The sequence below is a fragment of the Streptomyces sp. NPDC093801 genome (assembly GCF_040701585.1).
Lineage (GTDB): Bacteria > Actinomycetota > Actinomycetes > Streptomycetales > Streptomycetaceae > Streptomyces.
The window spans coordinates 119,221-131,667 of the sequence record NZ_JBFBDP010000009.1; the positions used below are offsets into that span (position 1 = coordinate 119,221).

Consider the following 12,447-nt stretch of genomic DNA (forward strand, 5'->3'; position numbering starts at 1 on the left):
GTGGTTCAGCCCTCCAGGGCGGCGAGGCCGGGGAGCGTCTTGCCCTCGAGGTATTCGAGGCTGGCGCCACCACCGGTGGAAATGTGTCCGAAGGCGTTCTCGTCGAAGCCCAGGATGCGGACGGCCGCGGCGCTGTCGCCGCCGCCGACCACGGTGAAGGCCTCGCTGTCGACGAGTGCCTGCGCGATGGCGCGGGTGCCGTTCGCGTAGTCGGGGTGCTCGAAGACGCCGACCGGGCCGTTCCAGAAGACGGTCTCGGCGTCGGCGATCTTCGAGGCGTACAGCTCGCGGGTCTCGGGGCCGATGTCCAGGCCCTCCTTGTCCGCGGGGATCTTGTCGGCGTCGACGGTCTCGAAGACGGCCGGGGTCCCGCCCTTGATGTCGGGGAAGTCCGCGGAGGCGAGGATGTCGACCGGCAGGACCAGCTCGACGCCGTTCTTCGCGGCGCGCTCCATGTACTCGGTGACGGTCGGGATCTGGTCCTCCTGGAGGAGGGAGATGCCGACCTCGTAGCCCTTGGCCTTGAGGAAGGTGTAGGCCATGCCGCCGCCGATGAGGATGCGGTCGGCCTTGCCGAGCAGCTCGTCGATGACGGCGAGCTTGTCGGAGACCTTGGCGCCGCCGAGGACGACCACGTAGGGGCGCTTGACCTCGGCGGTGAGCTTCTTCAGGACGCCGACCTCGGTGGCGATGAGGTAGCCGGCCGCGTGCGGGAGCAGCGCGGGCAGGTCGAAGACCGAGGCGTGCTTGCGGTGGACGGCGCCGAAGCCGTCGCCGACGTAGACGTCGGCGAGCTCGGCGAGCTCCCGGGCGAAGGCCTTGCGCTCGGCCTCGTCCTTGGAGGTCTCGCCGGCGTTGAAGCGGAGGTTCTCGATGACGGCCACCTGTCCGTCGGCGAGGGCCGCGACGGTCTCCTTGGCCGAGGAGCCGACGGTGTCGGTGGCGAAGGCGACCTCGGCGCCGAGGAGCTCGCCGAGCCGCTCGGCGGCCGGGGCGAGGGAGAAGTCGGGCTCGGTGCCGGTGCCCTTGGGGCGGCCCAGGTGCGAGGCGACGACCACGCGGGCGCCGGCCTCGGCGAGCTTGGCGATGGTGGGCTGGACGGCGCGGATGCGGCCGTCGTCGGTGATCACGCCTTCCTTGAGCGGCACGTTGAGATCGGCGCGTACGAAGACCCGCTTGCCGGCGACGCCGTCCGCGAGAAGTTCGTCGATCGTCTTCATGTGTTTCTACTCCTTGTCCCCGTACAGGGCTGTTACAGGTGCAGGGCGGATGGGACGGGGCAAGCAACAGGGCCCGAACGGCGCTTCATCGCGCCGAGCGGACCCTGTGCTCACATGGTGTTGCCTTGCCCTACGTTCTTAGAGCTGACCGCCGACGAAGACGGTGAGGTCGACGAGGCGGTTGGAGTAGCCCCACTCGTTGTCGTACCAGCCGACGACCTTGACCTGCGTACCGTCCTGCACCATGGTCAGCGAGGAGTCGAAGGTGCACGAGGCCGGCCAGTTCACGATGTCGGAGGAGACGATCGCGTCCTCGGTGTAGTCGAGGATTCCCTTGAGCTGGCCCTCGGCAGCCTTCTGGAAGGCGGCGTTGATCTCTTCCTTGGTGGTCTCGCGGGAGAGCTCCAGGACGAGGTCGGTGACCGAGCCGGTGGGGACCGGGACGCGCATGGCGATGCCGTCGAGCTTGCCCTTGAGCTGCGGCAGGACGAGCGCGGTGGCCTTGGCGGCGCCGGTGGAGGTCGGGATGATGTTCTCGGCGGCCGCGCGGGCGCGGCGCAGGTCCGAGTGCGGAAAGTCCAGGATGCGCTGGTCGTTCGTGTAGGCGTGGACCGTCGTCATCATGCCCTTGACGATGCCGAAGTTCTCGTCGAGGACCTTGGCCATCGGCGCCACGCAGTTGGTGGTGCAGGAGGCGTTGGAGATGACGTGGTGGTTGGCCGCGTCGTACTTGTCCTGGTTGACGCCCATCACGATCGTGATGTCCTCGTCCTTGGCCGGGGCCGAGATGAGGACCTTCTTCGCGCCGGCCGCGAGGTGCTTGGCGGCGTCGGCCTTCTTCGTGAAGATGCCGGTCGACTCGATGACGATGTCGGCGCCCAGCTCGCCCCAGGGGAGGTTCGCGGGGTCGCGCTCGGCGAACGTCTTGAAGGTCATGTCGCCCACGGTGATGGTGTCATCGGTGTGCGAGACCTCGGCCTTGAGCCGGCCCAGGATGCTGTCGTACTTGAGAAGGTGCACCAGGGTGGCGTTGTCCGTCAGGTCGTTGACACCCACCACCTCGATGTCCGCCCCCTGCTCGAGAAGCGCCCGGAAGTAGTTGCGGCCAATGCGGCCAAAACCATTGATGCCTACGCGGATCGTCACGAACCGATCTCCTCGTTGGTGCGCCGGCCTGTCCCGCCGGCGAGCTGTATGGGATGTCCCCGACCGCTTACGACCCTACCTCTCCGTGAGCTTCGGAGTGGAATCGGCCGGAGGCTGACACTCCCCCGCTTCGCGGGGGCAGCCCCCCGGGGCCCCGGACCACTGCCGTGGCGAGGGCCCCGGGGGACCTTGGTCCCCGTCACCCGACGTGAGCGACGGGAGGGTCGTCGTTCAGCCGCTCAGCGAGCGGAGGGCCTTGCCGATCAGCAGGGCGCGGTCGGCCGCGGCCGGCAGGTGCTCCAGCCCGAATCCGAGCAGCACCGTGTCACGCGTAGTGACGGCGGGGTAGGAGGCGAAGAGCTCTCCGGTCCTGGACCAATCCCCCGGAACGTCCGGACTTCCGGCGGGGGCGCCCTGTGCGGTCCAGGCGCCGAGGGAGGTCTCGAAGCCCTCGACGGCCTGGTCGGAGCCGCCCACGGAGACCCTCGCCTCGTCCGCGAAGACGCCGCGGCCGCCCGAACCGGGGTCGGTGATGTACGAGAGGGAGACCTCGACGGTCTTCCCCGCGTAGGCGCTCAGGTCGAAGGAGACCTGCTTCCAGCCGTTGGAGGACCCGGTGAAGCTGTTCCAGGCCCCGCTGGTACCTCTCGGTGAGCAGCCGCCGCCGTCGAGGGTGAGGTAGTGGCGCAGGAATGGGTGGCCGTTGACGAAGAACCCGGCCCCGCACTCCGCCGGGACGGTGGTGGAGCTCGAGCCGTTCGCTTCCGGAAGTGTGGTCCAGTCCTCTCCGCCGGCGGTGCGGGCCTCCAGTACGGCGTGGTCGTAGCCCTCCTCGGTGTTCCAGTTGAGGGCGGTCTTGAGCTTCGGCTGGTCGGCGGCGGTGACGTGGGTGAGGTCCACGGTGCGCGTGAGGCGCTGCCAGTCGTCGTCCTCGTGGAGGGCCGACGCCATGCCGGTGCCCGCGTAGGGGGCGTACGGGTTGACGACCCCGGCGTACTGGCCCGCCCGGGCGCTCGTGAACTGCGGGAACTGCGCCGGCGGCAGGGAGTCCGAGGTGACGCTGAAGGCTCCCGGGGAGTTCAGCGGGTTGCCGGGGGTGCCCGGTGCGTCGCCGAGGGCCCCCTTGGCCCCGGTGAGGGCGCCCGTGCCGGTGAAGCCGGTGGGGGACGTGACCGCGGCCCGGTTGTAGGCGCCGAGGTAGTACTGGCTGAAGTCGTCGGTCAGGGCCCGGCCGAGCTGGGCCCGGCCGCCCGCCAGCTCACCGGCCTCGACCAGCCTGCCGCCCTCGTTGAGGAAGTCGCGGAGCGCCAGCTGGGTGGGGCCGCCGGGGGCGGCGGCGCCGGTGTAGTGGACGGCCGTGCGGAAGTGCGAGAGCACGCCGAGGTGGTGCGGGGCGCCCTGGACGGCCACGTCCCAGACGGCGGCGGACTTCCCGTTGGCCCGCAGCGCGTCGACGTAGCTCTGGGCGTACTGCGCCTTCGCACCCTCCTCCGCGATCACCAGGACGTCCGCGCGCGGGCGCTCGGCCACGGTGTAGGTGAAGTGCTCGCTGGAGACCTTCCGGCCGCCGTCGCGGCCGGTGAACCAGACCTCGACCCTGTCACCCGGCCTGGTGCCGTCGACCCGGGCCCGGTACTGGTCGAACCAGTTGTTGTCCTCGCCGCCGTAGACGTCGCCGCCCTTCCAGGGCCTGAGCTCGTCGTCGTGCGTACGGCCGCCGTTGATCCGGAAGTTGAGCAGCTTGTCCTTCAGCGCCTTGCGGGCGGTGACGGAGACCGCCTGGTCCTCGCCGCGGGCCGCGTAGGAGGTGGTGAAGGGGTCGGGGGTGAAGTCGGCGGCGCCGAGCCCCACGGAGGAGGCGGGCCGGTCCGGGTGCGCGGCGCTCTCGCCGACGGACAGCGCGAAGGGGACGTTCTTGGCGAACTCCTGCTGGATCAGCTTCTCGTCGTCCGGGAAGTTGAAGCCGGAGGCGCAGTCCTCGGGCTTCCACCGGTCGTTCGGGTCGATCGCGGAGGCGGTCTGGCAGGTGGTCATCTCGGGCGTGAACATCATGACGCCGTTGGCGTTGGCCGCGTGGCCGTCCGCCTCGCCGTTGGTGGTGTACAGCTCGGAGGAGATCTGCGGGTAGTAGCCGGGGACGGCCGGGTGTTCCGGGGTGCCCGCGAGGGCCTTGTAGGCCACGTCGTCCGGGGTCGGGGTGGCGACCTGCCAGCCGACCCCGTACAGCAGCAGCTCGGAGGCCGAGTGGTAGTTGATGGCGTACCGGAAGCCGATGCGCTTCTCGAAGGCGTCGAGGGCGACGGTCTCGGGTTCGGACTGCGCCGCGGGGCCGCGGTAGGTCTCGCTGGAGGTGTTCGGCGAGGAACCCTCGTTGTCGTAGCCCCACTTGTAGGCGAAGTTGCGGTTGAGGTCGACGCCGTCCACCGCGGTGATCCTGCCGTCGCCGTTGTTGTCGCGGAGGTTCTTGCGCCACAGCCGGGCAGCGGGGGAGGTGAAGGTGTAGTCGTACCCGTCGGGGTTGGCGGAGAGCAGGAACCACAGCTCGGTGGAGTCCACCAGCCTGGTGATCCGGGCGTCCTTGCCGTAGTTGTCGAGGGTGTGGTGCATCAGCCGCCGGGTCATCTCGGGGGTGATCCACTCACGGGCGTGCTGGTTGGACATGTAGAGCACGGACGGCCTGTCGCCGTCCTTCGTCCTGCCGGCGTCCTTGGTGACCTTGAGGGCGAGGATGTCCTTGCCCTGGACGGTCTTGCCGATGGAGACGACCTTGGTGAGGCCCGGGTTCTGCTGGGCGGTCCGCAGGATCTCCTCCTGGAGGCCGCCCTTGCCGCCGTAGGGGCGGAAGACCCCGTCCCCGGCGGCCTCGGTGCGGGCCAGCCCCTGGGCGGAGACCTTGTGCTCGGCGAGCTTCACCCCCTGGGCGGCGAGCCCCGCGGCCTGCTGCCCGGTGAGGAAGAGCTCGACCTTCGCGGTCCCGCTCGCGGGCGCCCGCTCGGCGAGTTCGTGGGCGTCCTGGCCGGCGGCGAGGACCAGCGGGACCTGTTCGCGGGTGATGTCGGCGTCGTAGACGCGTACCTCGTCGGCGCCGGGGGCGGTGCCGGAGGCGGGCCGTGCCTGGGCCGCAGCGGGCAGTGCGGCCAGAGTGGTTCCGAAGACGAGTGCGCTTGCCGCGAGGATCGTTCTCGCGCGTTGCCTCATGTGCCCCCCTGGGCGTCGTCAACCACGAAAGCGTTCGGGGGCCAGGCTCACGATCGGACGATGCTCATGTCAATGGGACAAAGGGGACCGTGCCCGCACGGGCGACCGTGCGGGCCCCTCCGTCCTGCCTGGCGGCATCCGGTCGTGAGCGCCGGACCGCCGGCTCAGCCGGCCATGTTGTCGGCCAGCTCCTCGCTGAGGTCCAGGTTGGACTCGGTCCCGGGGATGCCGAGGTCCTGGGCCCGCTTGTCGGCCATCGCCAGCAGGCGGCGGATCCGGCCGGCGACCGCGTCCTTGGTCAGCGGCGGGTCGGCGAGCGCGCCCAGCTCCTCCAGGGAGGCCTGCTTGTGCTCCATGCGCAGCCGGCCAGCCGCGGCGAGGTGCTCGGGGACCTCCTCGCCGAGGATCTCCAGCGCGCGCTGCACCCGGGCTCCGGCGGCCACCGCCGCCCGCGCCGAGCGGCGCAGGTTGGCGTCGTCGAAGTTGGCGAGGCGGTTGGCCGTGGCGCGGACCTCGCGCCGCATCCGCCGCTCCTCCCAGGCCAGCACCGACTCGTGCGCGCCGAGGCGGGTCAGCAGGGCGCCGATCGCGTCGCCGTCGCGGACGACGACCCGGTCCACGCCGCGCACCTCGCGCGCCTTGGCGGCGATGGAGAGCCGTCGGGCGGCGCCCACCAGGGCCAGGGCTGCCTCGGGGCCGGGGCAGGTGACCTCCAGGGAGGAGGACCGGCCGGGCTCGGTGAGGGAGCCGTGGGCCAGGAAGGCACCGCGCCAGGCCGCCTCCGCGTCACAGGTGGCCCCGGAGACCACCTGCGGGGGAAGGCCGCGGATGGGGCGGCCGCGGCCGTCGACCAGGCCCGTCTGGCGGGCCAGCTGGTCCCCGCCGGCGACGACGCGCACGACGAAGCGGCTGCCGCGGCGCAGGCCGCCGGGGGCCATGACCACCAGGTCGGAGGAGTGGCCGAAGATCTCCAGGATGTCCTTGCGCAGCCGCCGGGCGGCGATCCCGGTGTCCAGTTCCGCCTCGATGACGATCCGGCCGCTCACCAGGTGCAGGCCGCCCGCGAACCGAAGGATCGCCGAGACCTCCGCCTTCCTGCAGCAGGTCCGGGTGACGGGGAGGCGGGAGATCTCATCCTTCACCGCGGGCGTCATCGCCATGGGCCGATCCTTCCATGCATCCGAAAAATACGGTCGTACGCGGCGGCCAGCAGCTCCGGGTCGTGCTTCGGAGAGCCGTCCTGCCTGGCCACCGGCGCCAGCTCGACCGCCGCACCGAACCGCTTCGCGGCATCGGCGAGGGACTCGCGGTCGGGCACGGCGGCCTCGTCGGCCAGCACCACGTCCAGGGCGAGTTTAGGGGCGTGTCGGGCCAAAACCTCCAAATGACGCTGCGGAGAGAAGCCCTCTGTTTCGCCCGGCTGCGGGGCGAGGTTCAGCGAGAGGACCTTGCGGGCCTTCGTCGCCACCAGCGCGTCGAGCAGCTCCGGCACCAGCAGGTGCGGGATGACGGAGGAGAACCAGGATCCCGGCCCGAGCACCACCCAGTCGGCGTCGAGCACGGCGGCGACGGCCTCCGGCACGGCCGGCGGGTCGCCGGGCACGACCTGGACGGAGAGCACCTCGCCCGGGGTCAGGGCCACGGTGGCCTGCCCCCGGACGGTGTCCACCTCGTCCGGGCGCGCCGGATCGTGGCCCCTGACCAGGGCCTGGAGCTCCAGGGGCACCGCCGACATCGGCAGGACCCGCCCCTGGGCGCCGAGCAGCCTCCCCACCAGGTCGAGGGCCTGGACGGGGTCGCCGAGCTGCTCCCACAGGGCGACGATCAGCAGGTTGCCGACGGCGTGCCCGTGCAGGTCGCCCTCGGACTGGAAGCGGTGCTGGATGACCCGGGCCCAGGTCTGGCCCCAGTCGTCGTCCCCGCACAGCGCGGCCAGCGCCTTGCGCAGGTCGCCCGGGGGCAGCACGCTCAGCTCCTCGCGGAGCCGTCCGCTGGAGCCCCCGTCGTCGGCGACGGTGACCACCGCGGTGAGCTCCCCGGTGATCCGGCGCAGGGCGGCGAGGGAGGCCGACAGGCCCATGCCGCCGCCGAGGGCGACGACCTTGGGCGCGACCACCTTGGCCGCCCCGCGGCGGCCGGCGCGGCCCGCGCCGTCCTCGCCCCGGGCGGGGGTCAGACGGCGCAGGCGGCGCAGCCGCAGGGTCCGTCCGGTCACTCGCGCCCCATGTCCCGGTGGACGACGACGGTCTCGACTCCCTCGGAGGCGAGGCGGGCGGCGAGCTTCTCGGACATGGCGACGCTGCGGTGCTTGCCGCCGGTGCAGCCGACCGCGATGGTCACGTACCGCTTGCCCTCGCGGCGGTAGCCGGCGGCGATGAGCTGGAGCAGCTCGGTGTAGCGGTCCAGGAACTCCTTGGCACCGGGCTGGCTGAAGACGTAGCCCGACACCTCCTCGTTGAGCCCGGTGAAGGGGCGCAGTTCCGGGACCCAGTGCGGGTTGGGGATGAAGCGGCAGTCGACGACCAGGTCGGCGTCGACGGGCAGGCCGTACTTGAAGCCGAAGGACATCACGGTGGCCCGCAGCTCGGGCTCCTCGTCGCCCGCGAACTGGGCGTCCATCTTGGCGCGCAGCTCGTGCACGTTCAGGCTGGAGGTGTCGATGACCAGGTCGGCGTCGCCGCGCAGCTCGCGCAGCAGGTCGCGCTCGGCGGCGATGCCGTCGACGATGCGGCCGTCGCCCTGGAGGGGGTGCGGGCGGCGGACCGACTCGAAGCGGCGGACCAGCGCGTCGTCGGAGGACTCCAGGAAGACGATGCGCCGGGTGACCCCGCGGGCCTCCAGGTCGGCGAGGGACTCGCGCAGGGCGTCGAAGAACTGGCGGCCGCGGACGTCGACGACGACGGCGATGCGCGCCACGTTGCCCTGGGAGCGGGCGCCGAGCTCCACCATGGTGGGGATCAGCGCCGGCGGGAGGTTGTCGACGACGAACCAGCCGAGGTCCTCCAGGCACTTGGCCGCCGTGCTGCGGCCGGCTCCGGACATCCCGGAGATGATCACCAGCTCGGGGATGGCCGCCTCGGCGTTGTCGCCGGGCTCCACTGTCGTGCCCGTACTCACCTGTGCTCCGTCTCGGTCGTGCTCGGTCTCGTGCTCGGTCATTGCTCGGTCCCCCGTTCGGACGGAGTCCCCGCGGGCGCGGGGGCCTCGTCCTCAATGATCTCTCCTGTCGCCGTGTTGACGGCAGGACCTGCGGGAACCGCCTGGGCGAGGGCCGCGGCCACGGTCTCGGCCGTCTTGCGGCCTATGCCCGGGACCTCGCAGATCTGGTCGATTGTCGCCTGTCTCAGCTTCTTCACCGAACCGAAGTGCTTCACGAGGGCGTGCTTGCGGCTCTCGCCGAGGCCGGGCACCTCGTCCAGCGGGCCCGCTTTCAGGCGCTTCCCGCGCTTGCTGCGCTGGTACTGAAGGGCGAAGCGGTGGGCTTCGTCACGCACCCGCTGGAGCAGGTAGAGGCCCTCGCTGGTGCGGGGCAGCACGACGGGGTCGTCCTCGCCGGGCAGCCACACCTCCTCCAGCCGCTTGGCGAGGCCGCACACGGCGACGTCGTCGATCCCGAGCTCCTCCAGGGCCCGCCGGGCGGCCGCCACCTGCGGCTGTCCGCCGTCCACGACGACGAGCTGCGGCGGGTACGCGAACCGCCTGGGCCGCCCGTCGTCCTCCGCCTCGCCGTCCTCGGGGGCCCACTCCCCCGTCCTCAGCTTCTCCTGGAGGTAGCGCCGGAAGCGCCGCGAGACGACCTCGTGCATGGACCGCACGTCGTCCTGCCCCTCGAAGCCCTTCACCTGGAAGCGCCGGTACTCGCTCTTGCGGGCGAGCCCGTCCTCGAAGACGACCATGGAGGCCACCACGTCGTCGCCCTGGAGGTGGGAGACGTCGAAGCACTCGATGCGCAGGGGCGCGCCGTCCAGGTCCAGGGCCTCGGCGATCTCCTCCAGGGCCCGGGAGCGGGTGGTGAGGTCCGCGGCGCGCTTGGTCTTGTGCAGGGCGAGGGACTGCTGGGCGTTGCGGTGGACGGTCTCCATGAGGGACTTCTTGTCCCCGCGCTGCGGGACGCGCAGGCTGACCTGCGACCCGCGCCGCCCGGCCAGCCACTGGCCCAGCGCGGGCGCGTCGTCGGGCAGCACCGGGACGAGCACCTCCTTGGGCACGCTCTCGCCGCTCTCCTCCCCGTACAGCTGCTGGAGGGCGTGCTCGACGAGCCCGGCGGTGTCGACGGCCTCGACCTTGTCGGTGACCCAGCCGCGCTGCCCCCGGACCCGTCCGCCGCGCACGTGGAAGATCTGCACGGCCGCTTCGAGCTCGTCCTCGGCGACCGCCATCAGGTCCGCGTCGGTGGCGTCGGCCAGGACGACGGCGTTCTTCTCCATGGCCCGGCGCAGGGCGCCCATGTCGTCCCGCAGCCGGGCGGCCCTCTCGTACTCCATCTCCTCGGCCGCGTCCTGCATCTCCTTCTCCAGCCGGGAGAGGTACGCGCCGGTGCGGCCGGCCATGAAGTCGCAGAAGTCCTCGGCGAGTTCGCGGTGGCCCTCGGGGCTGATCCGGCCCACGCAGGGCGCCGAGCACTTGCCGATGTACCCGAGCAGACAGGGCCGCCCGATCTGGGCGGACCGTTTGAACACCCCGGCGGAGCAGGTGCGCACCGGGAACACGCGCAGCATCAGGTCGACGGTCTCGCGGATCGCCCAGGCGTGGCCGTACGGCCCGAAGTAGCGCACGCCCTTCTTCTTGGGCCCCCGCATGACCTGGACGCGCGGGTACTGCTCGTTCAGGGTGACCGCGAGGGAGGGGTAGCTCTTGTCGTCCCGGTACTTGACGTTGAACCGGGGGTCGAACTCCTTGATCCAGGAGTACTCCAGCTGGAGCGCCTCGACCTCGGTGGAGACGACGGTCCACTCGACGGAGGCGGCCGTGGTGACCATGGTGGCGGTCCGGGGGTGCAGACCGGCCAGGTCCTGGAAGTAGCTGGCCAGCCGCTGGCGCAGGCTCTTGGCCTTCCCGACGTAGATCACCCGGCGGTGCTCGTCGCGGAACTTGTAGACCCCGGGGGAGTCGGGGATCTCCCCGGGCCTGGGTCGGTAGCTGGAAGGGTCGGCCATGCCGCCCACCCTACTGGCGCCGTACGACAACGAACCGTACCGCCGCCCACCCGACCGCGGCAGCGGAATCCGGCCCCGCCGGCCTTCGGGGCGCGGGGTCCGGGCCGGAGCCCCGCGGGACCGCCCCGCAGGACCCGGAAACGCCCCCGCAGGACCCGGGAACGCCCCCGCGGGGCCCGGCGCCGGCCGCCGCGGCCGGACCGGACCCCGCGGGGAGGGGGAACCGGGGGTCAGCCCCCGGCGGTGCGGCGCCGCCGCAGCAGGGCGACGGCCCCCGCCGCGCCCAGCGCCAGCGCCCCGGCGCCGCCGGCGAGCACCACCCCCGGCCCGCCGCCGGCACCGGTCCCGCCGCCGGGCGGCGCAGCCGCCTCGGCGTAGCCCCCCGCCGTGCCCCGCCGGGCGTACGCGGACCCCGGGAGCTTGTCCCCGTAGGCCTTCGCGACGCGCGCCCGGTACGCCCCGACCGAGACCCCGGCCGGGCCCACGGCCCGCACGGCGTCCTCGTCCAGGGGCAGCACCCGTTCGCCGCCGGCGACGTACCAGGCGTCGATCTGCGGCTCCCGGAACACGGTCCCGCCGGGCAGTTCCGCGGCCCCGAGGCGGGCGTAGCGGAACTCGTCGTCGCCGGTGGCGATGTTCACCACCTGCCATCCCGCCCCGGTCCTCGCGGTCCACAGGGCGGCCTTCTGTCCGTCCGCGGACACGGCCTGGCTGGCCAGGAACTCCAGCCGGGCCACCGGGGCCCCGGCCTTCCCGGCGACGAACTCCGGCGCCAGGTAGCTCACGGGCACCGCCTCCCCCTCGATCCGGGGCAGGGCGGCGGCCACCGACACCTTCCCCTCCCGGGCGAAGAACCGGGACAGGGTCGCCAGGGTGTCCGGTGCGACGGCCGCCTCGTGCGCGGCGGCCCGGTCCCCGGCGGTGGCGGCCGCCGGCTGCGGGACGGGCGCGGCGGAGGCCTGCCCGGCCAGTGCGGTGACCAGGGCGGCGGCCGCGAGGGCCGCGGCGGTGGCGCGTGCGGTCTCGGCGGTCACGCGGTCACGCCCCGATCCGGTAGAGGGAGTGGGTCCAGGAGAAGGTTCCGTTGTCCACGTACCAGGCGTGCGAGGCCCAGTTGTAGCGGTCGTTCGAGGGCCACGGGTCGCCCCAGTAGACCCAGCTGCTGCCGGTGTCGTACCCGTACAGGACGTGCATGTGGCCGCCGCCGCCCGACCACTGGATCCGCGTCTCGACCGGCCGGTCGGCGTTGATCTCGGTCTGCACGGTGGAGTACTGGAGCCAGCCGGTCACGTAGCTGCCGGAGTTGATGCCGGCCCAGCGCAGCGCCGTCTGGACGTTGCCCAGGGTGGCCTGGTTGTTGGGGCACTCGGTGCCCTGCTGGCGGTTGAAGGCGGCGTTGCAGAACTGGTTCTGGCTGTAGCCGCGGCCGAACCAGGTGGCGATGGTGTTGCCGCCGGCGGCCCAGCACCAGTTGTCCTTCTGCTGGGCCTGCATGGTGATGCCGAGCCGCTTGTAGGCCAGTGCGGACGCGGCGCCCGCATCGGCGGCCGGGGCGGCGGTGGCGGTACCGGAGCCGGGGCCGACGGGCAGCAGGACGAGCAGCAGGGCGGAGATCAGGGAGGCGGCCGGGGAAAGCCGCCCTCTTCGGTTGCGCATCGCGTTCCTCCCGAGGTGGGGACTCAGGTGTGGGGGTGAGGAGCGCGTCCGGACGCTGTGGAGGAGCATCG

9 protein-coding genes are annotated in these 12,447 nt (G+C 72.3%); all 9 read right to left on the minus strand.

What is annotated here, in order from left to right:
* Positions 1-5 precede the first annotated feature (5 nt).
* The 9 genes from AB0469_RS12385 to AB0469_RS12425 all read right to left on the minus strand — a co-directional run bounded on the left by AB0469_RS12385 (position 6) and on the right by AB0469_RS12425 (position 12,376).
* Complete coding sequence (locus AB0469_RS12385) at positions 6-1,220, minus strand: phosphoglycerate kinase (protein ID WP_366451273.1); 1,215 nt, start codon at positions 1,218-1,220, stop codon at positions 6-8.
* A 138-nt stretch (positions 1,221-1,358) separates the two neighbouring features.
* On the minus strand, positions 1,359-2,366 hold the full coding sequence (gap, locus tag AB0469_RS12390; protein ID WP_365152503.1) for a type I glyceraldehyde-3-phosphate dehydrogenase: 1,008 nt from the start codon (positions 2,364-2,366) through the stop codon (positions 1,359-1,361).
* Positions 2,367-2,597: 231 nt separating this feature from the next.
* Complete coding sequence (locus AB0469_RS12395) at positions 2,598-5,564, minus strand: M14 family zinc carboxypeptidase (protein WP_366451274.1); 2,967 nt, start codon at positions 5,562-5,564, stop codon at positions 2,598-2,600.
* Between the two features lie 164 nt (positions 5,565-5,728).
* On the minus strand, positions 5,729-6,724 hold the full coding sequence (gene whiA, locus AB0469_RS12400) for a DNA-binding protein WhiA (RefSeq protein ID WP_030237199.1): 996 nt from the start codon (positions 6,722-6,724) through the stop codon (positions 5,729-5,731).
* The gene (gene yvcK, locus AB0469_RS12405; RefSeq protein ID WP_366451275.1) at positions 6,715-7,779 is read right to left on the minus strand and encodes a uridine diphosphate-N-acetylglucosamine-binding protein YvcK; all 1,065 of its coding nucleotides are present in this window, start codon (positions 7,777-7,779) and stop codon (positions 6,715-6,717) included. The genes whiA and yvcK overlap by 10 nt, the downstream gene beginning before the upstream one ends.
* Positions 7,776-8,723 (minus strand): RNase adapter RapZ, encoded by a 948-nt coding sequence (gene rapZ / locus AB0469_RS12410; protein ID WP_344154433.1) that lies wholly within the window; start codon positions 8,721-8,723, stop codon positions 7,776-7,778. The genes yvcK and rapZ overlap by 4 nt, the downstream gene beginning before the upstream one ends.
* On the minus strand, positions 8,720-10,720 hold the full coding sequence (gene uvrC, locus AB0469_RS12415) for an excinuclease ABC subunit UvrC (RefSeq protein WP_366451276.1): 2,001 nt from the start codon (positions 10,718-10,720) through the stop codon (positions 8,720-8,722). The genes rapZ and uvrC overlap by 4 nt, the downstream gene beginning before the upstream one ends.
* Positions 10,721-10,950: 230 nt before the next feature.
* The gene (locus tag AB0469_RS12420) at positions 10,951-11,754 is read right to left on the minus strand and encodes a hypothetical protein (RefSeq protein ID WP_366451277.1); all 804 of its coding nucleotides are present in this window, start codon (positions 11,752-11,754) and stop codon (positions 10,951-10,953) included.
* Between the two features lie 4 nt (positions 11,755-11,758).
* Positions 11,759-12,376: a papain-like cysteine protease family protein gene (locus tag AB0469_RS12425; protein ID WP_366451278.1), complete on the minus strand. Its 618-nt coding sequence runs from the start codon at positions 12,374-12,376 to the stop codon at positions 11,759-11,761.
* Positions 12,377-12,447: the final 71 nt, after the last annotated feature.

Coding starts and splice junctions, on each gene's coding strand:
- uvrC (WP_366451276.1), bottom strand. CDS start 10,720: ATGGCCGACCCTTCCAGCTACCGACCCAGGCCCGGGGAGATCCCCGAC.
- whiA (WP_030237199.1), bottom strand. CDS start 6,724: ATGGCGATGACGCCCGCGGTGAAGGATGAGATCTCCCGCCTCCCCGTC.
- rapZ (WP_344154433.1), bottom strand. CDS start 8,723: ATGACCGAGCACGAGACCGAGCACGACCGAGACGGAGCACAGGTGAGT.
- AB0469_RS12395 (WP_366451274.1), bottom strand. CDS start 5,564: ATGAGGCAACGCGCGAGAACGATCCTCGCGGCAAGCGCACTCGTCTTC.
- AB0469_RS12385 (WP_366451273.1), bottom strand. CDS start 1,220: ATGAAGACGATCGACGAACTTCTCGCGGACGGCGTCGCCGGCAAGCGG.
- AB0469_RS12425 (WP_366451278.1), bottom strand. CDS start 12,376: ATGCGCAACCGAAGAGGGCGGCTTTCCCCGGCCGCCTCCCTGATCTCC.